22 protein-coding genes are annotated in these 26,539 nt (G+C 66.3%); 6 read left to right on the top strand and 16 right to left on the bottom strand.

Translation table 11 applies throughout. The annotated features are described in order from the left end of the window. The first annotated feature begins 95 nt into the window (after nt 1-95). Both KV697_RS16105 and KV697_RS16100 read left to right on the top strand, forming a co-directional pair. Entirely contained in the window at nt 96-932 is an 837-nt protein-coding gene (locus KV697_RS16105; RefSeq protein WP_219019052.1) for a TorF family putative porin, read from the top strand. Between the two features lie 139 nt (nt 933-1,071). Continuing rightward, nucleotides 1,072-2,226: a TonB family protein gene (locus KV697_RS16100; protein WP_219019051.1), complete on the top strand. Its 1,155-nt coding sequence runs from the start codon at nt 1,072-1,074 to the stop codon at nt 2,224-2,226. A gap of 204 nt (nt 2,227-2,430) precedes the next feature. On the opposite strand, the gene KV697_RS16095 is transcribed toward KV697_RS16100, so the two are convergent. From KV697_RS16095 to KV697_RS16065, 7 genes are all read right to left on the bottom strand, one after another. Next, a complete protein-coding gene (locus tag KV697_RS16095; protein ID WP_219019050.1) occupies nt 2,431-2,844 on the bottom strand; it encodes a DUF3035 domain-containing protein in 414 nt (137 codons plus the stop codon). Further along, nucleotides 2,837-3,343, bottom strand: coding sequence for a signal peptidase II (gene lspA / locus KV697_RS16090; RefSeq protein ID WP_219019049.1), 507 nt, complete (start codon nt 3,341-3,343; stop codon nt 2,837-2,839). Before lspA ends, KV697_RS16095 begins: the two co-directional genes overlap by 8 nt. Next, nucleotides 3,336-6,167: an isoleucine--tRNA ligase gene (gene ileS, locus KV697_RS16085; protein ID WP_219019048.1), complete on the bottom strand. Its 2,832-nt coding sequence runs from the start codon at nt 6,165-6,167 to the stop codon at nt 3,336-3,338. Before ileS ends, lspA begins: the two co-directional genes overlap by 8 nt. A gap of 35 nt (nt 6,168-6,202) precedes the next feature. Continuing rightward, nucleotides 6,203-7,141 (bottom strand): bifunctional riboflavin kinase/FAD synthetase, encoded by a 939-nt coding sequence (locus KV697_RS16080; protein ID WP_219019047.1) that lies wholly within the window; start codon nt 7,139-7,141, stop codon nt 6,203-6,205. A 33-nt stretch (nt 7,142-7,174) separates the two neighbouring features. Next, nucleotides 7,175-8,242 (bottom strand): GGDEF domain-containing protein, encoded by a 1,068-nt coding sequence (locus tag KV697_RS16075; protein WP_219019046.1) that lies wholly within the window; start codon nt 8,240-8,242, stop codon nt 7,175-7,177. A gap of 110 nt (nt 8,243-8,352) precedes the next feature. After that, nucleotides 8,353-8,820, bottom strand: coding sequence for a dihydrofolate reductase (locus KV697_RS16070; RefSeq protein ID WP_219019045.1), 468 nt, complete (start codon nt 8,818-8,820; stop codon nt 8,353-8,355). Continuing rightward, a complete protein-coding gene (locus KV697_RS16065; RefSeq protein WP_219019044.1) occupies nt 8,817-9,611 on the bottom strand; it encodes a thymidylate synthase in 795 nt (264 codons plus the stop codon). Before KV697_RS16065 ends, KV697_RS16070 begins: the two co-directional genes overlap by 4 nt. A 100-nt stretch (nt 9,612-9,711) precedes the next feature. Between KV697_RS16065 and KV697_RS16060 the strand changes: the two genes are divergently transcribed. Then, nucleotides 9,712-10,104, top strand: coding sequence for a JAB domain-containing protein (locus KV697_RS16060; RefSeq protein ID WP_219019043.1), 393 nt, complete (start codon nt 9,712-9,714; stop codon nt 10,102-10,104). Between the two features lie 256 nt (nt 10,105-10,360). Here KV697_RS16060 and KV697_RS16055 read toward each other — a convergent pair whose 3' ends face one another. The 6 genes from KV697_RS16055 to trhO all read right to left on the bottom strand — a co-directional run bounded on the left by KV697_RS16055 (nt 10,361) and on the right by trhO (nt 17,312). After that, complete coding sequence (locus tag KV697_RS16055; protein WP_219019042.1) at nt 10,361-11,101, bottom strand: TorF family putative porin; 741 nt, start codon at nt 11,099-11,101, stop codon at nt 10,361-10,363. Continuing rightward, complete coding sequence (locus KV697_RS16050) at nt 11,098-11,544, bottom strand: hypothetical protein (RefSeq protein WP_219019041.1); 447 nt, start codon at nt 11,542-11,544, stop codon at nt 11,098-11,100. The genes KV697_RS16055 and KV697_RS16050 overlap by 4 nt, the downstream gene beginning before the upstream one ends. A gap of 299 nt (nt 11,545-11,843) precedes the next feature. Then, the gene (locus KV697_RS16045) at nt 11,844-12,581 is read right to left on the bottom strand and encodes a class I SAM-dependent methyltransferase (RefSeq protein WP_257575377.1); all 738 of its coding nucleotides are present in this window, start codon (nt 12,579-12,581) and stop codon (nt 11,844-11,846) included. A 25-nt stretch (nt 12,582-12,606) separates the two neighbouring features. Further along, complete coding sequence (prfB, locus tag KV697_RS16040) at nt 12,607-13,734, bottom strand: peptide chain release factor 2 (protein WP_219019039.1); 1,128 nt, start codon at nt 13,732-13,734, stop codon at nt 12,607-12,609. A gap of 66 nt (nt 13,735-13,800) precedes the next feature. After that, nucleotides 13,801-16,293 carry a penicillin-binding protein 1A gene (locus KV697_RS16035; RefSeq protein WP_257575376.1) on the bottom strand — a complete coding sequence of 831 codons (2,493 nt, stop codon included), beginning with the start codon at nt 16,291-16,293 and terminating at the stop codon, nt 13,801-13,803. A 65-nt stretch (nt 16,294-16,358) separates the two neighbouring features. Next, nucleotides 16,359-17,312 (bottom strand): oxygen-dependent tRNA uridine(34) hydroxylase TrhO, encoded by a 954-nt coding sequence (trhO, locus tag KV697_RS16030; protein WP_219019038.1) that lies wholly within the window; start codon nt 17,310-17,312, stop codon nt 16,359-16,361. A 144-nt stretch (nt 17,313-17,456) separates the two neighbouring features. On the opposite strand from trhO, the gene KV697_RS16025 reads away from it, so the two are divergent. Next, nucleotides 17,457-18,887, top strand: coding sequence for an IS1182 family transposase (locus KV697_RS16025; RefSeq protein WP_219018345.1), 1,431 nt, complete (start codon nt 17,457-17,459; stop codon nt 18,885-18,887). A 179-nt stretch (nt 18,888-19,066) separates the two neighbouring features. Here the strand turns inward: KV697_RS16025 and KV697_RS16020 are convergent, their stop codons facing one another. Together KV697_RS16020 and KV697_RS16015 are read right to left on the bottom strand one after the other, a co-directional pair. Next, on the bottom strand, nt 19,067-19,714 hold the full coding sequence (locus tag KV697_RS16020) for a VOC family protein (protein ID WP_219019037.1): 648 nt from the start codon (nt 19,712-19,714) through the stop codon (nt 19,067-19,069). A gap of 210 nt (nt 19,715-19,924) precedes the next feature. Next, entirely contained in the window at nt 19,925-21,160 is a 1,236-nt protein-coding gene (locus tag KV697_RS16015) for an N-acetylmuramoyl-L-alanine amidase family protein (RefSeq protein ID WP_219019036.1), read from the bottom strand. Nucleotides 21,161-21,644: 484 nt separating this feature from the next. On the opposite strand from KV697_RS16015, the gene KV697_RS16010 reads away from it, so the two are divergent. Beyond that, a complete protein-coding gene (locus KV697_RS16010) occupies nt 21,645-24,311 on the top strand; it encodes an Rne/Rng family ribonuclease (RefSeq protein WP_257575375.1) in 2,667 nt (888 codons plus the stop codon). Between the two features lie 178 nt (nt 24,312-24,489). Here the strand turns inward: KV697_RS16010 and KV697_RS16005 are convergent, their stop codons facing one another. Next, entirely contained in the window at nt 24,490-24,945 is a 456-nt protein-coding gene (locus KV697_RS16005) for an Lrp/AsnC family transcriptional regulator (protein WP_219019035.1), read from the bottom strand. A 114-nt stretch (nt 24,946-25,059) separates the two neighbouring features. Here KV697_RS16005 and KV697_RS16000 point away from each other — a divergent pair, with 114 nt between their 5' ends. Beyond that, a complete protein-coding gene (locus KV697_RS16000; RefSeq protein ID WP_219019034.1) occupies nt 25,060-26,274 on the top strand; it encodes a methionine gamma-lyase in 1,215 nt (404 codons plus the stop codon). The last annotated feature ends 265 nt before the right edge of the window (nt 26,275-26,539 follow it).

The following is a 26,539-nucleotide window of genomic DNA, read 5'->3' as shown; positions in this document are numbered from 1 at the left end:
CGGCAGACGGTCCGCCGGGTTTACCCGACATACAGAGGCCGCACCGATGCGAGCTTGCAGGTGAGAACATCGAATTTCCGTTTGAAAGGGAAACGATGCGCTTCTCCACGATCCTCCTTGGCGGCCTCTCGCTGGTCGCCGCGACGCCCGCCTTTGCGCAGGACAGCAGTGCGGATACCGCGCCGCCCTCGCCGATCACGGTCAGCGGCAGCGCCGCGATCCTGACCGACTATCGCCTTCGCGGCGTGTCGCAGACCAACAAGAACGCCGCCGTCCAGGCCGCGCTGACCGTCGCGCATGAAAGCGGCTTCTATATCGGCACCTTCGCGTCGAACCTGGCGGGCTGGGGCACGTTCGGCGGCGCCAATATGGAGCTGGACGGCATTGCCGGGTACAAGCACACCTACGGCACCGCGACCGTCGATGCGGGCGTGACCTGGTACACCTATCCGGGCGGCGCGTCCGAGACCGACGTGGTCGAATTCTTCAGCCGCCTGTCGGGCACCGCCGGTCCCGCGACGCTGACCGCCGGCGCCTATTACGCGCCCAAGCAGACCTCGCTCGGCAACTTCTCCAATACCTCGTACAGCCGGGGCCAGCGTTGGGATAACATCTATCTGACCGGTGATGGCGCGGCGGGCATTCCGGGTACGCCGATCACCGCCAAGGCGCATATCGGCTATTCCAAGGGCAATCCGGGCCTCGGCCCCAACGGCACCAGCCTGTCGCCGACCGGCAGCTATTGGGATTGGTCGCTGGGCGCCGATGTCGCGGCGTACAAAAACCTGACCTTCAACGTGTCGTATATCGACACCGACATCACCAAGTCGAAGGCGGCCTATATCCAGCCGAACTTCTCGCAGGGTCAGGTGCCGGGGGGCGCTTCGATCTCGGATGCGACGGTGGTGTTCTCGCTGACCGCCGCTTTCTGAACGGCGACATGGCTTATCGGGGGTGAAGGGGCGGTGCCGGTGACGGCGCCGCCCTTTTCCATTCCGGTCACGGATATGACACTCGCGCCGGACAGAAGGCGCGCCTAAGCTGACGGCCTCTCGCCGTGGAGTGCGTTCGATGATCCGATTCCACCACACCGCCCTGTCGCTCGGCCTGCTCGGCGCCTTCGCCGTCCCCGCCGCCGCAGCCTGGTCGCTCCAGAATGACTTCCCCATCGTCGCGGTGAAGCCCGGCAGCTCTGGGCGGGCGCTGATCCGGTGGGAGCCGGGCGAGATACGCTGCCACGGCGCTTCCGTGACGGGGCAGCCGATTCGCCGCCCCTGGAACCAGCTCGGCTGGATCGGCAACCAGACGCAGCGCGCCCTGACCATCCGTTTCGCGATCGATCCGACCGGCCGCCCGGTCTCGCTGACCCGCGAGACGACCGGCTTCGTGCCGCTGTCGGACGATGTCGAGCCTGCCCTGGCGGCCAGCCGCTTCGCCGCCCAATCAGGGCAGCAGGACTGCAGCGTCACCTATACGATGCGCACCAGCCCCCTGGCGGCGGCGGATGGGCAGGAACTCATGGCCTATACCGTCCACCCCATGTCGGGACGTCTGCCCGAAGAGGGATGGCAGCGGATTCGCGAGATGGGCGGCGACTGCCTGACCAACCCCCAGCCCCAGCCGCTCGAACGGCATTTCCCCGACTTCGCCACCATCACCGCCACGCGCGGCGTGCAGGACTGGTCGATGGTCCGCTACAATGTCGACGCGGCGGGCCGGACGCGCGGGGCCGCGCTGCTGGCGGGGACCGGCAACCGCGCGCTGGATGCCGCAGCGGTGAAGGCGATTCGCGAGTCCCGCTTTACCAAGGGCGTGCGGACGGGCTGTCTCTATCCCTATTGGCGCGCGGCGGCGAAACTGCCCGCGCCCGACATGCCCGAATCGATCCGCACCACGAAGGTCGAGGGCAACTGCCCCGACCAGCATGGCTGGGCCGTCCCGCCGCAGCTGCGCTTCCCCGAAGCCTATCGCCGTCGCTCGATCGAGGGCTGGGCGGTCATCAGCTATGACGTCGCGCCCTGGGGCCAGACGGGCAATCTCAAGGTGATCGCGGCCCAGCCCGCCGACGGCTTCGGGACTCAGGCCGTGGCGATGATCCGTGACGCCAAGCTGCCGCCCAGCAAACAGGGCTATACCGGCTGCGTCGACCGGGTGCGCTTCAACATAGGCCCGGAAGCCTCGCCCGGCGAAGGCGGCGAAGGCGTCGCGCCGGTGCCTGCTTTATGAGTTCCTCCCCTGAAAGGCGAGGTGGCAGTCCGAAGGACTGACGGAGGGATGTCACGCTGTGCGAGGGCAGTCGGCTCTCGCGGGCGGCGACACCCCTCCACCAGCTTCGCTGGTCCCCCTCCCCTTACAGGCGAGGAATGAGGGGAAAAAAAGGGCCGGGAAGGCGATCCGCCCCCGGCCCTTTTCCCTAACCGCTGTACGGCGTCACTTGGTCGCGGCGCGTGCGTCCTGGCCGTCGCCTTCGGGGGCGGCGACGATGTCGCGGGTGGTCGCGCCCTTGTCGACGACATTGGTGCCGGGATCGCCGACTGACGAGCGGATCCCCGCATCGGCGTTATCGGCACCGGCATTCTGCACCAGCCCATATTCCGACTGGCTGCGTGCCGCCTGACCGCCGAACAGCGCGTCCAGCGTCTGCTGCTGGCCGCCACGGGTCTGGACGGGCGCGGCGCCCGGCTGCGGCGGGACCAGCGCGAAGTCGGGCGGGATCACCAGCGAGGGCTGGCGCGCGACGGCGAATTCGTCGGGACGCGCCCGGTCCAGGCCACGCCCGGCCCCACATCCCGTCAGCAACGCGGCGCAGGACAGACCTGCGATGACGGGCACCAACTTACGCATTGCTCTTCTCCACGGGAGCGGGCCGGTCGCGCACGAGAAGCGCGCGGGCCAGCAAAACCAGAACGCCTATCGTAATCGCTGCATCGGCGACATTGAAGACCAAAAAGGGACGCCACTCGCCGAAGTGCAGATCGGCGAAGTCGACGACATAGCCGAACCGCACCCGGTCGAGGATATTGCCCAACGCCCCGCCCAGCACACAGCCGAGCGCGACCTGATCGACCGGGTTGCGCTCGCGCGTCATCCAGAAGGCCACGGCCAGCGCGATCGCCCCGGTCATCGCGACCAGCGCCCAGCGCGAGGCGTTGCTGTCGGCGGTCAGCAGACCCAGCGAGATGCCGTAATTGGGCACGAAACGCAGGTTGAAGATCGGCATGATCTCCCGAACGTCACCGAGCGACCGGAGAGCCATCGGCCCGGTCACCGCCCATTTGATGATCTGATCGACCAGGAACAGCGCCAGCGCCGTCACCAGTCCACGCTTGGGCAGATTAGCCATGCGCGACCACCTCGGCACAACGGCCGCACAGTTCGCCATCCGCCGAAACATCGGGCAGGTGGCGCCAGCAGCGACCGCATTTGTGCTTGTCCGTCCGGGTGACGGAGACCGTATCGGCGATCCGCACATCCGCGACGATGAACGCCTCGGCCAGGGCGTGCGGCTCCAGCGGCAGCGAGGGCACGGTCACCTCGGCCTCGTTGGATGAGCGCACGGTCTTTTCGCGGCGCAGCGGCTCGATCGCCTCGGTCACCTGCGCGCGAAGCCCGCGAATTTCGGTCCAGCGCGCCATCAGCGCCTCGTCCTCGCCCAGCTGCGGCAGTTCCGGCCATTCGAGCAGATGGACCGAGCCATCCTCCGACGGATAACGCGCCTGCCACACTTCCTCGGCGGTAAAGCACAGGATCGGCGCGGCGTAGCGGACCAATGCGTGGAACAGGATGTCGAGCACGGTACGATAGCTGCGACGCTTCGGATCGGTCGCGGCGTCGCAATAGAGCGAGTCCTTTCGGATATCGAAGAAGAAGGCCGACAGGTCCTCATTCGCGAAATCGGTCAGCGCGCGCAAATAGCGGTTGAACTCATACGCGTCGGCCGCACGCCGCAGCTCGGTGTCGAGCTGGGTCAGACGCGCCAGGACATAACGCTCCAGCTCGGGCATCGCATCGAACGAGATACGCTCTTTCTCGCTGAACCCGTCGAGCGCGCCAAGCAGATAGCGGAAGGTGTTGCGCAGCTTGCGATAGCTGTCCGAGGCAGTGGCGAGCACCTCCTTGCCGATGCGGACATCCTCGAAATAATCGGTCGAGGCGGTCCAGATGCGCAGGATGTCGGCCCCCGACTCGCCGATGATCTTCAGCGGATCGACGACATTGCCCAGCGACTTGGACATCTTGCGCCCCTGCCCGTCGAGCGCGAACCCGTGGGTCAGCACCGCGTCGTAAGGCGCGCGGCCGCGCGTGCCGCACGACTCGAGCAGCGACGACTGGAACCAGCCGCGATGCTGGTCCGATCCTTCGAGATACAGGTTCGCGCGCGTACCCTCGCCATAGCGCGCCTCGATCACGAAGGCATGGGTCGAGCCGGAGTCGAACCACACGTCCAGGATGTCGTTGACCGGCTCGAAATCGGCGAGGTTATAATCGGCACCGAGCAGCGCCTGATGGTCGGCGGTGAACCACGCATCGGCCCCGCCTGCGCGGAAGGCGGCGAGGATGCGCGCGTTGACGTCCTTGTCGGCGAGATATTCGCCGGTCTGGCGGTTCACATAGAGCGCGATCGGCACGCCCCAGGCGCGCTGGCGGCTGATGACCCAGTCGGGACGCCCTTCCACCATCGAACGGATGCGGTTGCGGCTGCGCTCGGGCACCCAGCGGGTGCGCTCGATCGCGTCCAGCGCGGTCTGGCGGAGCGTTGCGCCATTGCCCAGCGGCACGGTGAGCAGCGGCGTCACGCCCGAGATCGGGTCGACATTGGCCATCGCCATCTCGGGGATCAGTGTCGCATCGGCGCGGTCCATCGGGATGAACCATTGCGGCGTCGCGCGGAAGATGACCTTCGCCTTGGACCGCCAGCTGTGCGGATAGCTGTGCTGGAAATCGTCCGAGGCGGACAGCAGCGCGCCGACCTCGCGCAGGTCCGAACAGATCGGGCCGTCGGCGGACACGAACTTCTTGTTGATGACGCTGCCCTGGCCGCCCAGCCACGCCCAGTCGGGGCGATAGGTGCCGTCGCCCTGCACCGCGAAGACCGGGTCGATGCCGTGCGCCTTGCACAGCAGAAAGTCGTCCTCGCCGTGGTCGGGGGCCATATGGACCAGGCCCGTACCGGCATCGGTGGTGACGAAATCGCCGGGCAGGAACGGACGCGGCTTGGCGAAGAAACCGCCCAGCTTGTGCATCGGATGGAGCGCGGTCGCGCCCTCCAGCACCGGGCCTTTCGCCAGCGCCAGGAATCCCTTCATCGAAATGCCGGTGCGCTTGGTAAAGGCAGGCAGCAGCGGCTCGGCGACCAGATAGCGGCGGCCGTCGCACTCGAAGTGCAGATAGTCGATCGCCTCGCCATAGCTCAGCGCCTGGTTGACCGGGATCGTCCAGGGGGTGGTGGTCCAGATGACCGCCAGCGCGCCGACCAGATCGGGATATTCGGGGCAGGATACGACCTCGAACCCGACATCGATCTGGGTCGAGACGATGTCTTCATATTCGACCTCGGCCTCGGCCAGCGCGGTCTTTTCGACCGGCGACCACATGACCGGCTTGGCGCCGCGGTAGAGCTGGCCCGATTCGGCGAACTTCAGCAGTTCGCCCGCAATCACCGCCTCGGCGTCATAGGTCATGGTCAGGTACGGATTGGCCCAGTCGCCCATCACGCCCAGCCGCTCGAACTGCGCCTTCTGCGTGCCGACCCAGGTATCGGCATAGGCACGACACTCGGCGCGGAACTGCGCGACGGGCACCTCGTCCTTGTTCAGCTTCTTGGCGCGATAGGCCTCCTCGACCTTCCACTCGATCGGCAGGCCGTGGCAGTCCCAGCCGGGGACATAGGGCGCGTCCTTGCCCATCAGGGTCTGCGAACGGACGATGATGTCCTTCAGCACCTTGTTGAGCGCATGGCCCATGTGAATGTCGCCATTCGCATAAGGCGGGCCGTCATGCAGGATGAACCGCTCGCGCCCCTGACGCTCGCGGCGCAGGCGGTCGTACAGCCCCATTCTGGCCCAGCGATCCAGGATCGCCGGTTCCTTGGCGGCAAGTCCCGCCTTCATGGGGAAATCGGTCTTCGGCAGGAAGACAGTGTCGCGGAAATCGGGCGCGTCGCTCATAGGGGACAGGCCCTTAACGACTTTAGGTTAACACGTCATGCCGGATTATGCGATGAAAGTATCACGCGGGCACGCGCGCAGTCCGCATCCATCTGCGTGACCAGGGCACCCAGCGAATCGAATTTCGCCTCGGGCCGCAGATAGGCGATCAGCTCGACCGACAGGCGCTGTCCGTACAGGTCACCGCTAAAGTCGAAAAAATGCGGCTCCAGCAACTCCTTGGGCGGATCGAACTGCGGCCGAATGCCCAGATTAGCGGCCCCGTCGAGCACCCGGCCGTCGTCCAGCCGCCCGCGTACCGCATAGATGCCGTAAGCGGGGCGCAGATATTCGCTCATGTCGAGATTGGCGGTCGGATAGCCGATGGTGCGGCCCAGCTTGTCGCCGTGCTGCACCACGCCCTGGATGGTATAGGGTCGGGTCAGCAACCGCGCCGCCGTCTCCGGGTCACCTGCGGTCAGCGCTGCGCGAATCCGGCTGGACGAAATCGTCTCGCCGTCGAGCATCACCGGCGCCACCGCATCGGTCGAAAAGCCGTGCGCCCGGCCCCAGGCGCGCAAGGACGTCACATCGCCGCTGCGTGCACGACCGAAGGTGAAGTCTTCGCCCGTCACCACGCCGCCGACCCGCAACGCAGCCAGCAGACGCAATCGGACGAAATTCTCCGCCGACAGCGCGGCCAGTTCCTCGTCGAAGCGGAACACCACCATCGCATCGACGCCAGCAGCGGCGAACAGCCGTTCGCGCTGGTCGAGCGTGGTCAGTCGGAAGGGCGCGGCGTCGGGCCTGAAGTAACGGATCGGATGCGGGTCGAAGGTGGCGACCAGCGCCGGGCGGCCTTCGGCGCGCGCACGGGCGACGGCGGCACCGACCACCGCCTGATGCCCCAGATGGAATCCATCGAAATTGCCCAGCGCGACGATTCCGCCCGCCAGATGCGCCGGGATAGGCCCCGCGCCGTCAACACGCTGCATGACCGCGCGCTATAACAGGCCGCGCCGAATTGGCTAGGCGCGCGACAGGATGCGGTTGCCCAGGCCGCCGCTCGCCAGATCGCGCAGCATGTCGGCGCGGGCCAGCGTGTCCTCCAACGGCACGCCGACGCCGACCGCGACGCCGCCCGACATGGTGACGGCCCCGATCGGCTCGCCCGTTCCCCGCAACTTGAGCGTCCGCTCGCGCATCGCGGCGCGCGCATCTTCCATCATGCCCGCCAGCGTCGACAGCGGTCGCCCGCGCAGCACGACCAGGAACAGATTGCCCTGCCAGCGGACGATCTCCGTCCCCTCGCACGACTGGCGCAACGTGGCGACGAAGGCGCGCAGGACATTATCGGCGACCGAACGCCCGTAACGCTCGTTGATGCCCTCCAGGTCGTCCAGGCTGCACGCCGCCAGAACATAGCCATGCGGTTCATTGGTTAGCCCCTCGATCATCGCATGCGCGCCGGTCCGGCTAGTGACGCCGGTCAGTTGATCGATCCGATCGTCGGCGGCGCCCGGCTCCATCCGGGAGCGCAGGCCCGCGATATTACCCGCCAGTTCCTCCAGGTCGCGCTCGGTCTTGGAAATGCGCGCGATCAGCTGTTCGAGCAGCGTTGCGATGGCGCGCGTGTCGGGGCCGAAATCATTGCTGCGATGCGCATGGGACAGCGCCGTGACCTGCTCCGAGAAGTCGCTGGTGATCGCCCTGGCGTCGGAGGTCAGCGCCTCCAGCGTCTCGGCCTGTTCGCCCAGGTCCTGCTCCATCTGGATCCGGCCGAGCCCGAGATCGGCGACCTCATGCTCGCGGACCAGCGGCATCAGTTCGCGGACATCGTCTTCGGTCAGGCGGATACCGCCATCGGTACGCCGCGAGACCTCGCCACCAAGCGGGCCATAGGGGTGGAGTATGGTCTGGAGCGCCAGCGCGTAGCTGGTGGTAGTCCGAGCCAGTCGATGCCGATCAAGAAATTCAATCGCCTCATGACTGGCGTCCAGGATGCCGACCGGATCGCTGCCCGCCCGGCGCTCCTGCGCATTCCCCCCATCGATGATCATCCGACACTGCCCGTTGCCAAGACGAATGCGGTTCATGCCGCAATTCTTTATCCGACCAAGGGTTTACGGATATCGAATTAACAAATGAAGATGGATTAAGAAATTTTTGCCAAAATGGTTATTCCTACGGAGACTGCATCCTTCTGTCATCGCTGCAGCGTCACAAAGGAATAGCCCGGGCGATTATCAATGGCAGGATGATCCTGTCGTTCTACTTCGCGCCAATCCGAAAACGGGGCAACAACAGTATCGCCCTCGGCATCGATATTGATTTCGGTCAATTCCACCCGGTCGGCGATATCGCGGAACAGGTCGAAGATTTCCGCCCCCCCGATCACCGCCACAGGCCCCTCGCCCGCCAGTGCAAGCGCGCCCGCGACGTCGCGTGCCACCTCGGCACCCGGTGCGCTCCAGGTGGGGTCGCGGGTCAGGACGATATGCCGCCGCCCCGGCAGCGGGGCGGGGAAACTCTCGAAGGTCTTGCGGCCCATGATCATCGGCTTGCCCATGGTCAGCGCCTTGAACCGCTTGAGATCGGCGGGCAGGTGCCAGGGCAGCCCCCCCTCGCGCCCGATCACCCCGTTGCGCGCGCGGGCAAGGACCAGTGTGATCATATCGCGACCGGCGCCTTGATATGGGGTTGCGCGACATAGTCGTGCAGCACGAAATCCTCGGGCTCATAACCGTCAATGGCATCCGGGCGGCGTAGGATTTCCAGGCGCGGCAGCGCGCCCGGCTCGCGACCCAACTGGGTCTTGGCCTGATCCAGATGGTTCAGGTACAGATGGCAGTCGCCGCCGGTCCAGATGAACTCGCCCACCTCCAGATCGCATTGCTGCGCCAGCATATGGGTCAGCAGCGCATAGGAGGCGATGTTGAACGGCACGCCCAGGAAGATGTCGGCCGACCGCTGATAGAGTTGCAGCGACAGGCGGCCGTTCGCGACATGGGTCTGGAACAGGCAGTGGCACGGGGCCAGCGCCATGGCGTGCAGATCGCCGGGGTTCCAGGCGGAGACGATCTGGCGGCGCGAGGCGGGCTGGGTGCGGATTTGCTCGACCAGCTCGGCGATCTGGTCGATATGGCGGCCGTCGGCCGTCGCCCAGTCGCGCCACTGCTTGCCATAGACGGGGCCGAGATCGCCCTGCTCGTCGGCCCATTCGTCCCAGATGCTCACCCGGCGATCCTGAAGCCAGCGGACATTGGTGTCGCCGCGCAGGAACCACAAAAGCTCGACGATGATCGAGCGCAGGTGGAGTTTCTTGGTGGTCAGGGCCGGAAAGCCCTTGGCCAGATCGAAGCGCATCTGGTGGCCGAAGACCGACAGCGTGCCGGTGCCGGTCCGGTCCATCTGCTGCACGCCCTGGGTCAGGACCCGGTCCATGAGATCGAGATATTGCCGCATGATCTGGGCCTAGCGCCGTGCGGGGCCTGAGCCAAGCAGCCGTGTCGGAAACGGACAGAGCCGAACGTGCATCACGTCGCACCACACGGCAGGACTGGTCGTGTACCGCTTGCCCCGCCGTCCCCTCCGCATCGCCACGCGTCGCGACGCCCTGGCCTTGTTTGGCGGGCTGGATCGTGGGGACAAGGAGGCGATGGGGATCGCCTATCTGGGTTCGGAACGGATGCTGTTGGGCTTGCGCCATGTCGCGGGACGGCATGATTCGGTGACGGTCCCGGTTGCCCGGATCGCCCACGACGCGATCCTGCTGGGGGCGAGCGCCGTGCTGATCGCGCACAACCACCCCGATGGGGATACGCGACCCAGCGCGGCGGACCTGTCGCTGACCCGGCGGCTGGCACAGGGCTTGGCGGCGCTGGACGTGATGCTGCTCGACCACCTGATCCTGGGCGGCGGCAGAGTGCTCAGTTTGCGAGAAGAGGGGCTGGTCTAAAAAGCCCCTCCTCCCGGCAGGGGAGTTTCAGGTCGGTCATGCCCCCGGCATGACCTAAATGATGCGGGGCATCATTTACCTGAAACTGGTTTGGGGTGGGGGCCAAGCCACGGGCAATGCAGCTTAGGGCGTTACCCTCCCCCATCCCCTCCCGCCTGCGGGAGGGGAGAGACTTGTGGCCAGTGATCAGCGTGCCTCTGAAACTGTTAAAAACATGGGACCTACGGCACGCTTCCGTCGAATTTCAAACTGGCCTTTAGAACCCGAAGCGCACCCGCCCGACGATCCGGTCGCCCGAATGCCGCGCATCGGCCAGCGGAAAGGCGGAGGCCGCCTGCTCCGACAGGTCGGTGCCGACATAGTCCAGACCCAGGGTCACCGGCCCGGCGACATGCTCCACCCCGACCCGCCAGTCGGTATAGTCGCCACCGGGCCGAAGCCGCGCGGCACGGAACGGATCGTCGGTCTTGCCGGAAGAGTGGCCGAGCCCGGCCAGCAGCGTCCAGGGCGTGCCCGGTATGCCCGCCTGGGCTCCGGCATGAAGATAGAGATTGTCGCCGCCGATCGCGCTTTGCGACGGTGCATAGTCCGCGCCCGCATCGACCTGCACCGGGCCCAGCGTATAGGCCGCCGACCCGCCCAGTTCGACATAATCGGCATTCAAGCCCGCCCCGCCGAACAGATGCCCGGTCACGCGGCCGCGCACCGTCACCGGGCCCAGCAGGGTGGAGGCACCGAGGCTCAGATCGCCGACCACCCCTGCGCCGCCATGCCGCGGCGATTCACGAAGCGCCACGATTCGGCCGCTCGCCTCGAACGGTCCGCTCGTCGCGAAGATATCGGCGGAGGGCGATACCCGCCCCCCGCTCCAGCTCAGGCCCCGGCGATTCTCGTCGCTGTTCAGCTCGACGCCGATCGAAGGCCGCTCCTGCGCGAGGAGCGGCGAGGCGATGGTGATGCCCAACACGACACCCAAGGCAATGATACGCAAGCTCATCCGGCGCGCGTCTCGGCATCGAGACGATCCATCTCGGCGCGCAACAGGCCATGGTCTTCCTGCGCCACGGCCTGAAGGTGATGGCGCACCGCGTCCTGACGCTGGGCGACCTCCTGCGCGATGGCGGCACGGTTGGTGCTGCACCAGCCGGGGCGGCTGCCCTCGATCACGCGATCCTGCGCCGCGCTGCGCATCAGCGCCGTACCGCCGGCGCCCCGCGCTTCGCGGTGGACGGTGACGTTGGCACTCCACAGGCAGCGCAGCGTCGAGGGGCGGCCGCCGGTCGTCACCGCGCCGATCTGCTTATGGGTCACGCCGACATCGGCGCTGTAGCGGACCGCGACCGGGCCCGAATGATGGTCGAGCTGGACGCGGTGCTCGAGCGCCCCGTCGGAGGCTACAACACCGCCGAGCGCGAGCCCGGCGATCAAAAGCATGTTCATCATCATCTCCTTCTGCGGGACCCCGGCTTATGCTGGCCGGTGGTCTATCGGCACCGTTCGGGGCCGATACGGGATCAATACATGACAAAGCTGTCATGTTCCAAATTTGTCGTGGCGACGGTGACGAATGACCAACCCGTTCCTCCCCTGGGAGCGGAGGTGGCAGGGCGAAGCCCTGACGGAGGGGTGTAACCGCCGGTAGGGTAGGCTCTCCTCGCGACCGGGGACACCCCTCCACCATGCTCCGCATGGTCCCCCTCCCCTTGCAGGGGAGGAATGAAGAAGGGGACTGCCCGCTCCTAGTTATCCTTCATGCGACAGGGCCGGATCGCCTTGGGATCCGGACGCGGGCCGGTCGCGCGGAAGGTCGCCAGATAGCCGCCTGCCGAGGGCATGTTCTCGATCGACACCTGGGTGAAGCCGACCGCCTCGAACTCGCATTTCAGCAGCGCGGGCGGCGTGCCGTGCGCCTTGGTGCGGCGATCGGCATCGACCACCACGACCAGCCCGTCGGGCTTGAGCGCCGGGAACAGCCGCCACAGGAACTCATAGGGCTGCTCGATCTCGTGATACATGTGAACCATGAGAACGCGGTCGAAGCTCGTGGGCGGCAGCTTGGGATCGGCGGGTTCGCCAAGCCGGACGCTGACATTGTCCAGCCGCTCGCGCGAGACACGCTCGGCCAGCCGGTCGCGCCAGGCGGCGACGATATCCTCGGCCAGCACGCGGCCGGTCTTGCCGACCCGCTGCGCCAGGCGAACGGTGTAATAGCCCTCGCCTGCGCCGATATCGGCCACCGTCATGCCGGGGCGGATCTTCGCCCGGTCCATGACCTGATCGGCCTCGCGCAGGCGATCGCGCGCATCCTCGCTCGACCAGCGTGACGACACGACATCGGCGACCGGCCGGTCCGCCGCCGGGAACGGGCCGACCTTGTCGTCATCCCCGTCGTCGCGCTGCTGGATCAGCGGCTTGGAACCGTCGCACGCCGCCACCGCGCCCCCCAGCGCGATGACGAGGGCCGCCGCCGCCATCATGGGTCCCGCCCCCCGGACACGCATCTTAGTCGACATCCTCCACCGCGACCGCCTCGCCGGTCACGCGCTGCGACAGAGCGGCGGCCATGAAGGCGTCGAGGTCACCGTCCAGCACATCGCCCGGCGCGGTGGAGGTCGTGCCGGTGCGCAGATCCTTCACCAGCTGATAGGGCTGGAGCACGTAGGAACGAATCTGGTGACCCCAGCCGATATCGGTCTTGGTCGCGTTCTCGGCATTGGCCACCGCTTCGCGCTCGGCCAGTTCGCGCTCGTACAGACGCGCGCGGAGCTGGTTATAGGCCTCGGCCTTGTTCTTGTGCTGCGAACGCTGGTTCTGGCACTGCACCACGATGCCGGTCGGCAAGTGGGTGATGCGCACCGCCGAGTCGGTGGTGTTGATGTGCTGACCGCCCGCGCCCGATGCGCGGTAGGTATCGATGCGCAGCTCGCTCTCGTTGATCTCGACCTCGATATTGTCGTCGATCACCGGATAGACCCAGACGCTCGAAAAGCTGGTGTGGCGGCGCGCGGCCGAATCATATGGGCTGATCCGCACCAGCCGGTGCACGCCCGATTCGACCTTGGCATAGCCATAGGCGTTCTCGCCCTTGACCAGCAGGGTCGCCGACTTGATCCCGGCCTGTTCGCCCGCATGATAGTCGATCAGTTCGACCTTCATGCCATGGCGTTCGGCCCAGCGCGTGTACATGCGCTGGAGCATCCCGGCCCAGTCCTGGCTCTCGGTGCCGCCCGCGCCCGCGTTGATCTCGATATAGCTGTCATTGGCATCGGCTTCACCGGCCAACAGCGCCTTGATCTTGTCGGCCTCGGCCTTCTTCGCGAGTTCGCCCAGGCTGGTGACGGCTTCCTTCTCGAGGTCCTCGTCGCCCTCCATCTCGGCCAGCTCGATCAGTTCGACCGTGCCCGACAGCTCGTTCTCGATCGCACGGGTGGCGGTGATGGCCTCGTCCAGGCGGCGACGCTCGCGCATCACCTCCTGCGCCTGCTTGGGGTCGTTCCACAGCGCCTGGTCCTCGACGCGCGCGTTCAGCTCGTCCAGGCGGCGCAGCGCGCGGTCCCAGTCGAGGAAGCGGCGAAGCAGCTCCAGGGCGTCCTTGATCTTGTCGACATGAGCCTGCGCTTCAGCGCGCATGAAAATTCTCCAAATCGGTCGTACGGCCGCCCGAACGGGGACGGCAAAACGAATATGGGAAGCGGGCTAGTAGATTCCGCCTTCTCTTTGCAAGAAATCGCTGTCGCGCGGGGGCGCGGGCCTGGTCGGGCCGGTCGGCGTCGCGGGCGCCTCGGCGGCAGCGGCACGGCGCGCGCGGCGGCGCGGCTCGCTCTCCGGCTTGAACGCTTCCCAGATCACGGCGGGCTTGGGATCGTCGCCGGTCGGGAAGGTGCCATAGACCGGCCGCCCGCTCGCGCGGTCGATGCGGACCATGCGAATGCCGGGCGCCGCGCGGAAGGGCAGCTTCTCGAGCCCCTCATAGGCCTTTTCAGCGAACTGGCGGAAGATCGGCACCGCGATGGTCCCGCCCTGCGCATAGCCGCCCAGCGAGCGCGGCGTGTCATAGCCGATATAGAGGCCACCGACGAATTGCGGCGTGCCGCCGACGAACCAGACATCGGTCGGGCCGTTATTGGTGCCGGTCTTGCCGAACATCGGGCGGTTCAGGTCGCGCAGCCCGGTGGCCGTGCCGCGCTGGATCACACCCTCGGTGATGTGGACCATCTGATAGGCGGTCATCGCGTCGAGCACCTGCCGCTGATGCGAGACCGGGCGCGGCATCGGCTTGCCGTCATAATCGGCGGCGTTGCAGCGATCGCAGGCGTGCCAATTCTCCGGCCAGATCACCTTGCCATGCCGGTCCTGCACAAAGTCGATCAGCGAGGGATCGCCGCCGCGCCCATTATTGGCGAGGATCGCATAGGCGTTGACCATCTGCCCCACCGTCGTCTCGCCCGCGCCCAGCGCATAGGCGAGATAGGGCGGGAAATCGCCGATCCCCATCTGCTTGATCGTCGCCACGACATTCTTCATGCCGACGGTCGAGGCGGTCCGCACCGTCATCAGGTTGCGCGACTGCTCGATGCCCCAGCGCATCGTGTGCGGCCCGGCGCCTGCCGAATTGCCGAAGTTGCGGAAACACTTCGTCCCCAGACCGGCCCCCTGATCGACGCAGAACGGACCGTCGACGATGATTGAGGCGGGCGTCATGCCGTTGTTCAGCGCGGCGGAATAGACGATGGGCTTGATCGTCGAGCCCGGCTGACGCTCGGCCTGGGTGGCGCGGTTGAACGCCTGGAGCCGGGCGTCGAAGCCGCCCTGCATCGCGAGCACACGGCCGGTCGCGGGTTCCTCGACGACGAAGCCGCCCGAGATGCGCGGGATGGAGCGCAGCTGGAACTGCTCGCCCGCGGGCGACACGGCGATGATGTCGCCGACCTTGAGCGCGTTGAACGCGGTCGCCGCCGTGCCCCGGCGCGGCATCTGCGCAAAGCTGCGGGGCAGCATGCCGGTGCGGCCATTGGCGAAGCCGATCGTCGCCTCGCCGCTGTCCTTGGCGGTGACGATCCCGGCGCGCCAGTCGCGATAGTCGAGGCCGATATTGGTGTTCAGCAGCACCTGCTGCCAGTTGCCGTCCTCGATATCCTCATGCCGGATCGGCCCGGACCAGCCGCGCCCGCCCTCGAACCGGATCAGGCCGTCGCGCAGCGCTTCCGCCGCCAGATCCTGAAGCCGGGTATCCAGCGAGGTCCGCACCCAGAGGCCCCCGTCATAAACGCTGTTCGGTCCGCTCTCCGCCTTTTCGCCATAACGCTTGATCAGCTGGCGGCGGACCTCCTCGACGAAATAGCCGCCGACCTGCGCATACTTCGGCGTGCGGCGCAGCACGGTGCCCAGCGGCTCGGCCATCGCCCCGTCATATTGCGCACGGGTGATGAAATTGTTCGACAGCATCTCGCGCAGCACATAGGCGCGGCGTTCCAGCGCGCGGTCGGGATGACGGACGGGATCGTAATTGGCCGGTCCCTTGGGCAGCAGCGCCAGATAGGCCATCTGCCCCAGTGTCAGCTCGTCCAGTTCCTTGTCGAAATAGGCATGGGCCGCCGCCTCGACGCCAAAGGCGTTCCGGCCGAGCGCGATCTGGTTGAGATACAGCTCCAGGATCTGCGGCTTGGTCAGCGTATCCTCAATCTTATAGGCGAGGATCGCCTCCTTGATCTTGCGGGTCGGCGAATAGGCATCGCCGATCAGCAGGTTCTTGGCAACCTGCTGGGTGATGGTCGAGCCGCCGCGCGCGCGCCGCCCGGTGCCCCATTTCTTGGCATAGTCCAGCACCGCGCCCGCCAGCCCCGGATAGTCGACGCCGCCATGCTCGAAGAAGCTCTTGTCCTCGGCGGCCAGAAAGGCGCGGACGAGCAGCGGAGGATATTCGTTGAACGACAGCTCGACCCGGCGCTCGCGCGCATAGGACTGGATCGGAGTGCCGTCGATGCCGCGGACATGGGTGGGCAAAGGCGGCTCATAGGCCTTGAGCGCATCGACGGAAGGCAGGTCGCGGATAAACAGGAACCAGACCACGCCGCCGCCGATCGCCGCGAGCAGCGCCAGGACGGCAAGCAGCCGCACCCACCAGCGGCGCCAGAGCGGGCGACGCGGCGGTTCGGCGGGTTCGGAAGGGGAAAAGGTTTCGACGGCCATGGCTTTGCGGGGCTTCGTGTAGCAGGTTCGCCCCGGCTTGCCACCCGCCCGCGACGGTTTGCGCGTCAGGGATGCGCCGGTTCGTCGCGCGCATCCTCATCGGAGACATAGCGCGCCCCGACATGCGCCTGCCCGCGCGCCGCCGCCAGCTGCTCCTGCCGGTGCCGTTCGGCATAGGCGGCCAGCCGCTCCGCGTCGCGCGTGCCGTGACAGGCGGGACAGCTCACCCCCTCGATATAGAGCGGCGAGGCGCGATCCTCCGGGCTGACCGGCATACGGCAGCCATGGCACAAGCCGTGCGATCCTTGCGCCAGCCCATGCCCGACCGCGACGCGCGCATCGAAGACGAAGCATTCGCCGTTCCAGCGGCTCCGTTCCTCGGGCATCGTCTCCAGATATTTCAAGATGCCGCCGTCGAGGTGGAAGACATCCGCCACCCCTTCCGCCTTCAGGAACGCGGTCGCCTTTTCGCAGCGTATGCCGCCGGTGCAGAACATCGCGACCTTCGACTTGCCCGCCATCAGTTCGTCACGATTCTCGCGGAACCAGTCGGGGAAATCCCGAAAGCTTTTGGTCCCCGGATCGACCGCGCCGTGGAACGTACCGATCGCGACCTCGTAATCGTTGCGCGTGTCGATCAGGAGGGTGTCCGGGTCGGCGATCAGCGCATTCCATTCCTCTCCCGCTACATAGGTGCCGACCTCACGCGTCGGGTCGATGCCCTCGACGCCCATCGACACGATCTCGCGCTTCAGCCGCACCTTCATCCGGTGGAACGGCATCGTTTCGGTGGTCGAGTCCTTATAGTCGACATCGGCACACCCCGGCAGCGTGCGGATATGCGCGAGCAGCGCCTCGATTGCTTGCGTGCTGCCCGCCACCGTGCCGTTAATCCCCTCGCTCGCGAGCAGCAGCGTGCCACGGATCCCGTTCGCCTCGGCGACGGCGAGCAGGGGTTCGCGCAAGGCGGCGGGGTCGGGGAAAGAGGCGAAACGATACAGGGCACAGACGCGGATCATCCGGTTGCCTTTACGCAGATCGGACGTGGGGGACCAGACAAGTTGCCATTCGGGGGCGACAACCTTTACCGAAAAACGATCCAGAGCGTGTGAAAAGTTGCGTCTGCGATTCCGCCGGGCCGCGGGTCGGCGTATGCTTTGGGCATGGCGTATATCGAGGGTCACGCGCGCGACCAGGCGCTGCTGCTGCCGGCATCGGTTGAGGATTACGTATCGGCAGACAACCCAGTGCGCTTCATCGATGCCTTCGTCGACGATCTTGATCTCGGCGAGGCCGGTTTCCATCGTTCGCAGCCGAAGGCCACCGGACGGCCGGGCTATCACCCGGGCGACATGCTGAAGCTGTACCTGTACGGCTATCTCAACCGAACGCGGTCGAGCCGGCGCCTGGAAGCCGAGGCGACACGCAATCTCGAGCTGATCTGGCTGCTGCGCGGGCTGCGGCCCGACTTCAAGACCATCGCCGACTTCCGCCGTGACAACCGCTCCGCGTTCAAGGCGGTGTTCCGCGCGTTCGTGGTGCTATGTCGCAAGCTCGACCTGTTCGGGCGCGAGCTGCTGGCGGTGGATGGCACGCGGCTGAAGGCGGTGAACAGCCGGACGCGCAACTTCACGAAGGCCAAGCTAGACAAGTATATCAGGTCCGCTGACGAGCGGCTCGAGAAGTATCTCGCACAGCTCGATGATGCCGACCGCGGCGAGGAGGCAGGCACAACCAGACGGAGCGATGCACTGGCGGCGAAGATCGTGAAGGTGCGCGAACAGCGTCAGGTCAACCAGGCGCTGCTGGAACAGCTGAAGGCCAGCGGCGAGAGCCAGATTTCGCTCACCGACCCGGACGCTCGCGCGATGGCGGCGCATCCCAAGGTCGGCGTCGGCTACAACGCGCAGGTCGCGGTCGATGCAAAGCACAAGCTGATCGTCGAACAGCATGTCACCAACGCGGGCAGCGATCTGGGTTTCCTGGCTGAGACAGCCGGCGCGGCGAAGGACCTTCTCGACGTCGACCGGATCGATGTGGTCGCCGACATGGGGTATTACATGGGCGAGGACATCGCCGCGTGCGAGCGAGCCGGCATCACGCCCTATGTCGCCCGCCCCCAGCGCGGCACGGCCGTTGGCGACGGGCGCTTTCCCAAGGAGCGGTTCCGCTATGATGAAGCCGCGGATTGCTACCACTGCCCCGGCGACCAGCGCCTTGATACACGGTACCGATGGCTTCAGGGCGGTCACATCATCGTGCAGTATTCAAACCCGCGCGCTTGTGACGGATGCGAACTCAAGGCGCAGTGCGCCCGTGGAAACTTCCGTCGCATCACGCGGTGGGAAGGCGAGGCGGTGCTCGATCGCATGGCGATACGCCTCGCCGCCCGGCCCGACATTCTCGACATCCGGCGCGAGACGGTCGAGCACCCTTTCGGTTCGATCAAGCAATGGATGAACCAGGGCACTTTCCTGATGCGCGGTCTCGACAAGGTGCGGGCCGAATTCAGTCTGACGGCGTTTGCCTATAACCTGAGACGGGCGATAAACCTAGTCGGCGTACAGGGATTGATCCGGGCCTTGCAAACCTGATCCGACGTTCAAACGCTCCCCGGCCGTCGCCCGCAGCCGATGGCCGCCCTTCCGGCGACACTGTGCCACCCATAAAAATCAGCCAACATCCTGACGTTCATTCAGCGGATCCCAAGCGTGGCATCAGCCAACAGCGAGTTTCCGCACAGTCTGGATCGAGTATCGGGAAAGCCGCGCGGTCAGTCGGGAACGGCGATAACAAGGTCCGATCGGCCTTCTAGGCCTGCTATCCGCATAACCAAGTGCCAGGCGTTCCCCTGCGTCAATGTGAGCCGAGGCTGACAGTTGGCGGCAATGGTCTTAAGCGTTTCGCTGGGAGAGGCCCATGCCGGTAGCGTTAGAACAATTTCCTGCACCGCCCCCAGTCCCGAACCATGTTGAAGCTCACCCCGCTTCTCGAGCGGCCAATCACTTGGCGGTGTCGAACCGGGCGATCGGAACATCATAGGCTGCCGGACATCATCGCCATCGTCCGCGACCGCGATTGTCATCCCATCGGGAAGGTAGGGCGGCGCGAACGCCCATGTTGATATCGGTGTCTCAGCCCCACTCAACGTTCCGCGCCACGCAATTCCAAAGGGACAGACCTCACGGCTTCGCCATGAGGATCGCTCGTACAGCCCCGTTCTCTTGATAGCCGGGCTTCGAGCGGTATCTGGTTCATCGACCCACAAGAGTTCGAGAAACATGTTGTCGAAGCAGTAGCAAACATTGCGCGTACCTTGGCCTGGATGGGTGCGCCGATAGGTTTCGGTTAGGCCCAGCCTCTCCATCTGGCCGATCTCAGGCCCCTCGGGATCTATGAGCATGAAGATGTGGTCGATCATACCCGTGGCCCTCCATGCAGGCGAGATTAACGCCGGGCCGGTCTGCGGCAATCCCTAGACGAACCTTCCCGATTGGGAACGGATGACGGGAATCCAGCCACGTCGATCGAGCTGACGGAAGCCCGTGGGCGTCACTTTTCCCGAAATCTGTTCCCGCTTCCCCATTCCCGAAACGGCCGACTTCGACGGGGAAACGGGAAACACCCTCCCCTACCGCGACGCCATCCGCCGCGCGAAGTGGACCTCGACCGCTTGCAGCACCGCCTTGGCGATCCGTTCGCGGCCCGACTCGCTGTCGAGGAACGCAGCATCCTGCATGTTCGAGATATAGCCCGTCTCGAACAGGATGGACGGCATGTCGGGCGCCTTCAGCACCATCAGCGAGGCCATGCGGTGGAAGGTCGGCTTGACCGGTATCAGCGGCTGCGCCTCGCGGCCCAGAAGTCTCGCGAAGCTGGCCGAGGCGTTCATCGTCTCGCGCTGGGTCAGGTCGATCAGAATCGAGGAGACGTCGCTGTTCCCGCCCAGGTCGACGCCCGCGATCACGTCCGCCTTGTTCTCGCGCGCGGCCAGCCGTGCCGCTTCCTTGTCGGAGGCCACGTCGGACAGGGTATAGGCGGTCGCCCCGCGTGCTTCCCCCGCCCCGGCGCTGTCGCAATGGATCGAGATGAACAGGTCGGCGTGCAGCCGCCGCGCGATGCCGTAGCGCTCGCGGTGGAGGATATAGCGGTCGTCCTCGCGGGTCAGCGCGGCGCGCACCCGGCCGCTGGCGACCAGCGTGTCGCGAATCTCCTTCGCGATGGCCAGCGTCACGTCCTTTTCGCGCAGGCCCGTCTGCGGGTTGATCGCTCCGGGATCGACCCCGCCATGTCCCGCATCGATGACCACCAGCGGACGGTTGTCCGCGCCCTTCACGCGGGGCAGCGGCAGCGAGCGTGACGTAGCGGGGACCGGCACGGTCAGCGTGTAGGCGGGCTTGCGCTGGAAATGGAACGGGAAGAAGTCGAGCGCGCCCGCGAAACTCGTCTGGGTATAGCCGCCGGTCACGGGCTTGAGGGTCAGCGACAGCGTCCGGCCGTCATCGTCGAAGCCGCCGTCGAAGATCGTCGCATCCTGCGCCAGCGCGAAGCTCAGCCGGGTGACGCCGGGCTTGATGCGGGTCTGGGTCAGCCCGCGTACCACACCGTCGTCGATCGTGGCGGGGCCGGGCGACGCGCCGGTCACGTCGATCGCAACCCGGCGCTGTTCGGTCAGCATGACGCTGCGCGCGCGTTTCACGGGCGTATCGAACCGGATGATGAGGCGCGCGCCGCGCACCACCACTTTCTGCACCGTCGCGGCCATCGCGCTCATCGGCGCGAACAGCCCGATCAGGAATGTGAACAGCATCAGCACGACCCGGCGACCATGCCGTGCCCGTGCGTCGCTGGTCCAGCGAAAAGCCATTACCGCATACCCTTTTCCACGATCCGGGGATCGAAACGCCGGGATAGCGAAACGTGCCTGTCTCCAGGCTTTCGGCCATTGGTTAACCGGAAATTCGGCATGTTTTGGCCGCTCGATCGGCAGATTCCCGCCTGTTGCGCAAACGTTCCGATGATGCTAGCACTCCTGCGGACCCCGGCCTCGATCACCTCTCCCACGATCGGGACGGGGCCATCTCTAAAAGGGCTGGGACTGCGAGGATTTCGCGCCCGGACCAACCAGGTTGACGCTCGCATGACGCATATGATCCACCCCGCTGACCGACCGGCCTTTGCCGGTGGGATCGCGGTGTCGTGGGTCCGCACCGGCCCCGTTGCCGATGCTGCGGCTGAGAGCGGCACGCTTTCCGTTTTTTCCAGCGGACCGGCGCCCCGCGCCGCCGCCCACCTTATTTACCGCGCGCGACGGCTGCCACCGAGCCCGGCGCGCGCGTGGAGACTTCATAATGACCACGCGTATGCTGATCGACGCACGCCACCGGGAAGAAACCCGCGTGGCCGTCGTCAAGGGTAACCGGATCGAGGAATTCGACTTCGAGTCGGCCGAGCGCAAGCAGCTCAAGGGCAATATCTATCTCGCCAAGGTGACCCGGGTCGAACCGTCGCTGCAGGCGGCGTTCGTCGATTACGGCGGCAACCGTCACGGCTTCCTGGCCTTTTCGGAAATCCACCCCGATTATTACCAGATCCCCAAGGAAGATCGCGAAGCCCTGCTGCGCGAAGAGGCCGAGCATGCCGCCGAAGAGGCCGCGCTGCGTGCCGAACTCGACGCCGAGGATCACGAGGATCATGACGGCGAGGATCATGACGATCACGCCGACGACCATCATGATGATGAAGACGGTGAGGCCGCGCCGCGCGCCCGCAAGTCGACCGTCAACGACGATCAGGTCGAGGCGCTTCGCCAGCGTCGCCAGAATCTGCGCCGCCGCTACAAGATCCAGGACGTCATCCATCGCCGCCAGGTGCTGCTGGTCCAGATCGTCAAGGAAGAGCGCGGCAACAAGGGTGCGGCGCTGACCACCTATCTGTCGCTCGCCGGTCGTTACTGCGTACTGATGCCCAACACGTCGCACGGCGGCGGCATCAGCCGGAAGATTTCGAACGCGGCCGACCGCAAGCGCCTGAAGACCATCATGGCCGACATGGCGCTGCCCTCGACCATGGGCTGCATCGTCCGCACCGCGGGCCTTCAGCGTACCAAGACCGAGATCAAGCGCGATTTCGATTACCTCGCGCGCCTGTGGGACGGCATCCGCGAAAAGACGCTGCACTCGTCGGCGCCCGCGCTGATCTATGGCGACAGCGATCTGATCAAGCGCGCGATCCGCGACATCTACAATCGCGAGATCGAGGAAGTGATCGTCGAGGGCGAGGAAGGCTATCGCCAGGCGAAGGACTTCATGCGCCTGCTGATGCCCGCGCACGCCCGTCGGGTGAAGCAATATGCCGACGCCGTTCCGCTGTTCCAGCGCGCGCATGTCGAGGACCAGCTGGCCGCGATGTACAATCCGGTCGTCCAGCTGAAGTCGGGCGGCTATCTGGTCATCAACCCGACCGAAGCGCTGGTCTCGATCGACATCAACTCCGGTCGTTCGACCCGCGAGCATAATATCGAGCAGACCGCGACCGCGACCAATTTGGAAGCCGCGCAGGAAATCGCGCGCCAGCTGCGTCTGCGCGACATGGCGGGCCTCGTCGTCATCGACTTCATCGACATGGACAACAACTCCAATGTTCGGAAGGTCGAGAAGGCGATGAAGGAGGCGTTGAAGAACGATCGCGCCCGTATTCAGGTCGGCCGCATCTCGTCCTTCGGCCTGATGGAAATGAGCCGCCAGCGCCTGCGCACCGGCGTACTCGAAGCCTCGACCCGCCCCTGCCCGCATTGCGAGGGCACCGGCCTGGTCCGCACCGCCTCGTCCTCGGGCCTGTCGGCGCTGCGCCTGATCGAGGACGAGGCCGCGCGCGGTCGCGGCTCGATCCTGACGCTGCGCGCCAGCCAGGAAGCCGCCGTCTATGTGCTGAACCGCAAGCGCGCCGACATCGCCGAGATCGAGGATCGCTACGGCGTCACCGTCGAGATCATCCCCGACCGCGAGGAAGAGGGTGCGCGCATGACGGTCGAGGCCTCCGGCCCGCCGCCCGCCTATGCGCCCAAGATCGACATGCTCCTCCCCGTCGAGGAAGATGAGGACGATCTGGTCGACGAGATCGAAGAGGAAGAAGAGGACGAGGTCGAGGAGGAAGCGACCGAAGCGCCCCGCCCACGCGAATCGCGTGACGAGGGCGACGGCAATGGCCGCAAGCGTCGTCGTCGCCGTCGTGGTCGCCGCAACCGTGGCGAGGGCGAAGGCACCGAGCAGGCCGAGGGCGAAGATCACGCCGACGCTGAGCAGGACGGGGCCGAGCAGGACGCAACCGACGCCGAGGAATCGGCCGAGGATGATACCGCCGAGACGGTCGAAGCCACCGAAGCCGAGCCGCGCGAAGGCGGACGCCGCCGTCGCGGGCGTCGCGGTCGCCGTGGCGGTCGCCGTGGCGAGGGTGCCGCGAACGACACGGCCGAGGCCGCGACCGAAACCACATCGGATGACGATGCGTCGGACGCACCGCTGCCGATCGTCGAGCCGATCGAGGCAGGCGATGCCGCCCCGGTGACGACCCCGCTCGCGGTGGCCGAGGCCGAGGCGAGCGAGGCTCCCAAGACCCGCCGTCGTCCCCGTGCTCGCAAGGCCGCGCCGGTCGCCAGCGAAGCGGTCGAGACGCCGGTCGTCGAGGAAGCCCCTGCGCCGGTCGCGCCGGTGGCCGAGGTCGAGGCGGAAGCCCCGGCCAAGCCCAAGCGCGTCCGCAAGAAGGCGGCCCCCAAGGTCGCCGCCGAGCCTGCCGCCGAGGAAGCGGCGCCGGTAGCCGAGGCCGAAGCGGAAGCCCCTGCCAAGCCCAAGCGTGTCCGCAAGAAGGCGGCCCCCAAGGGCGCCGCCGAACCGGTCGCCGAGGAAGCACCCGCCGCAGCCGAGCCGGCTCCGGCCGAGGAACCGGCAGCGGCCGATGCCGAAAGCGCAACCGGGGAAACCCCGCGCCGCGGCTGGTGGCAGCGCACCTTCGGCGCCTGATCGCCACAGCGACGGCTGACAAGACGCCCTCCTTCCCCAGCGGAAGGAGGGCGTTTTTCGTTGGAGCCCCCCATGCACCACCCCGGCGAAGGCCGGGATCCCGTTGGGGTGAAGGCAGTAGGCGCTCCCCCTCGCGCCGCAACTGGACCCCGGCCTCCGCCGGGGTGGCGCATAAGGTTCAATCCGCCGGAAATGTCCGGCTGCTCTTCACCACGCCATAGGCAAAGGTCGTGTCCAGGCTGGCGATTCCGGTGATCGCGTGCATCTTGCGGCGGATGAACCGCTCATAGGATTCCAGATCGGCGACGACGACGCGCAACAGATAGTCGGCGTCGCCGGTCAGCAGGTGACAGTCCATCACCTCGTCGAGCTGGCGGATCGCCTCCTCGAATTGCTGGACCAGATCGCGCGCATGGCGCTCCAGCCGCACCCGGATAAAGGCCGTCACCGGCAGGCCATAGCGTTGCTGGTCGACGATCGCGCCATAGCCCTGGATCACGCCCGCCTGTTCGAGCAGGCGCACCCGCCGCAGACAGGGTGACGGCGACAGGCCGACCCGTTCGGCCAGGTCCTGATTGGTGAGGCGTCCGTCCTGCTGGAGCAGGCGGACGATCTGGCGATCCTTGGTGTCCATGCCCGATCTTAGCAGATTCTGCCAATTCAGCACGTATGATTGGCAAAGAACGCAATTTCAGCGTGGAGGATCGGCTCTAGAAAGGCGGCATCCCGGAGAGAAAGCCTGTCCACCATGTCGCCCCCTGCCCCTTTCGGTTTCGCGACCGCCGCCATCCATCACGGTTACGATCCCCAGGATCATGAAGGTGCGCTGACCCCGCCGCTTCATCTGACCTCGACCTTCGCCTTTGAAAGCGCGGAGGACGGCGCGGCGCGCTTCTCCGGGGAACAGCCGGGCCATGTCTATAGCCGCATCTCCAACCCGACACTCGACCTGCTGGAGCGGCGCGTCGCGCATCTGGAGGGCGCCGAGGCGGCACTGGGAACCGCCTCGGGCATGGGCGCGATCACCGCGACCCTGTGGACACTGCTGCGCCCCGGCGACGAGATCCTGACCGACATGACGCTCTATGGCTGCACCTTCGCCTTCATGCAGCATGGGCTGGGCCGCTTCGGTATCCGCGTCACCCATGTCGACATGACCGACATCGCGGCGGTCGAGGCGGCGTTCGGACCGGACACTAGGCTCGTTTATTTCGAGACGCCCGCCAATCCGAACATGCGGCTGGTCGACATCCAGGCGGTCTGCGCGCTCGCCAGGGCGCACGGTGCGTGGAGCGTGGTCGACAACACCTATGCCACGCCCGTCATCACCCGCCCGATCGCGCTGGGCGCGGATTTCGTCGTCCACTCGGCCACCAAATATCTGGGCGGGCATGGCGATCTGGTCGCCGGCATGGTGCTGGGCCGGGCGGCGGACATCCAGCAGATCCGGCTGTTCGGCCTGAAGGACATGACCGGCGCGGTGCTGTCGCCGTTCAACGCCATGCTGATCCTGCGTGGGCTGAAGACGCTGGAATTGCGCGTGCAGCGTCATGCGACCTCCGCCCAGGAGATCGCCGAACGGCTCCAGGCGCATCCGGCGGTGCATTCAGTCCATTATCCGGGACTGGAAAGCTTCCCCCAGCATGATCTCGCCCAACGGCAGATGGCGCTTCCCGGCGGCATGATCGCCTTTCAGGTGCGTGGCGGGTTCGAGGCGGGCAAGCGGGTGATGAACCGGCTGACCCTGATCCAGCGCGCCGTGTCGCTGGGCGATGCCGAGACGTTGATCCAGCATCCCGCCAGCATGACCCATTCCACCTATCCGGTCGAACAGCTCATTGCGCATGGAATCATGCCCGATCTGGTGCGACTGTCGGTCGGGCTGGAGGATGTGCGGGACATCTGGGCCGATCTGGGTGCGGCACTGGCTGCAGAGCAGGACATGCTGTCGCACGCGGCATGACGCAGGCGGGGCCGGTCGCTGACCGCGCCGCGCCCCCTCCGTTCAGCCTGAGCGAAGTCGAAGGCCAAGGGAGAACGTCTCGATCCAAGGTCGGATCGTGGCGGAGGTCCAAGCGTGGCCTTCGACTTCGCTCAGGCTGAACGGGGATTGGGTGCCCAATTACAGGCAACTTGGCCCACCCAGCCAGGGCCCCGGTATTCATTCCTCCCCTCGCAGGGGAGGAACAGCAAATAATTAGCGGGTCGAGAGGATCGTCCGCCCGAGC

It is taken from the genome of Sphingomonas sanguinis, assembly GCF_019297835.1.
Taxonomy (GTDB): domain Bacteria; phylum Pseudomonadota; class Alphaproteobacteria; order Sphingomonadales; family Sphingomonadaceae; genus Sphingomonas; species Sphingomonas sanguinis_D.
Note: the sequence above shows the minus strand (reverse complement) of the source record. Positions and strands in the feature narration are given on the sequence as shown.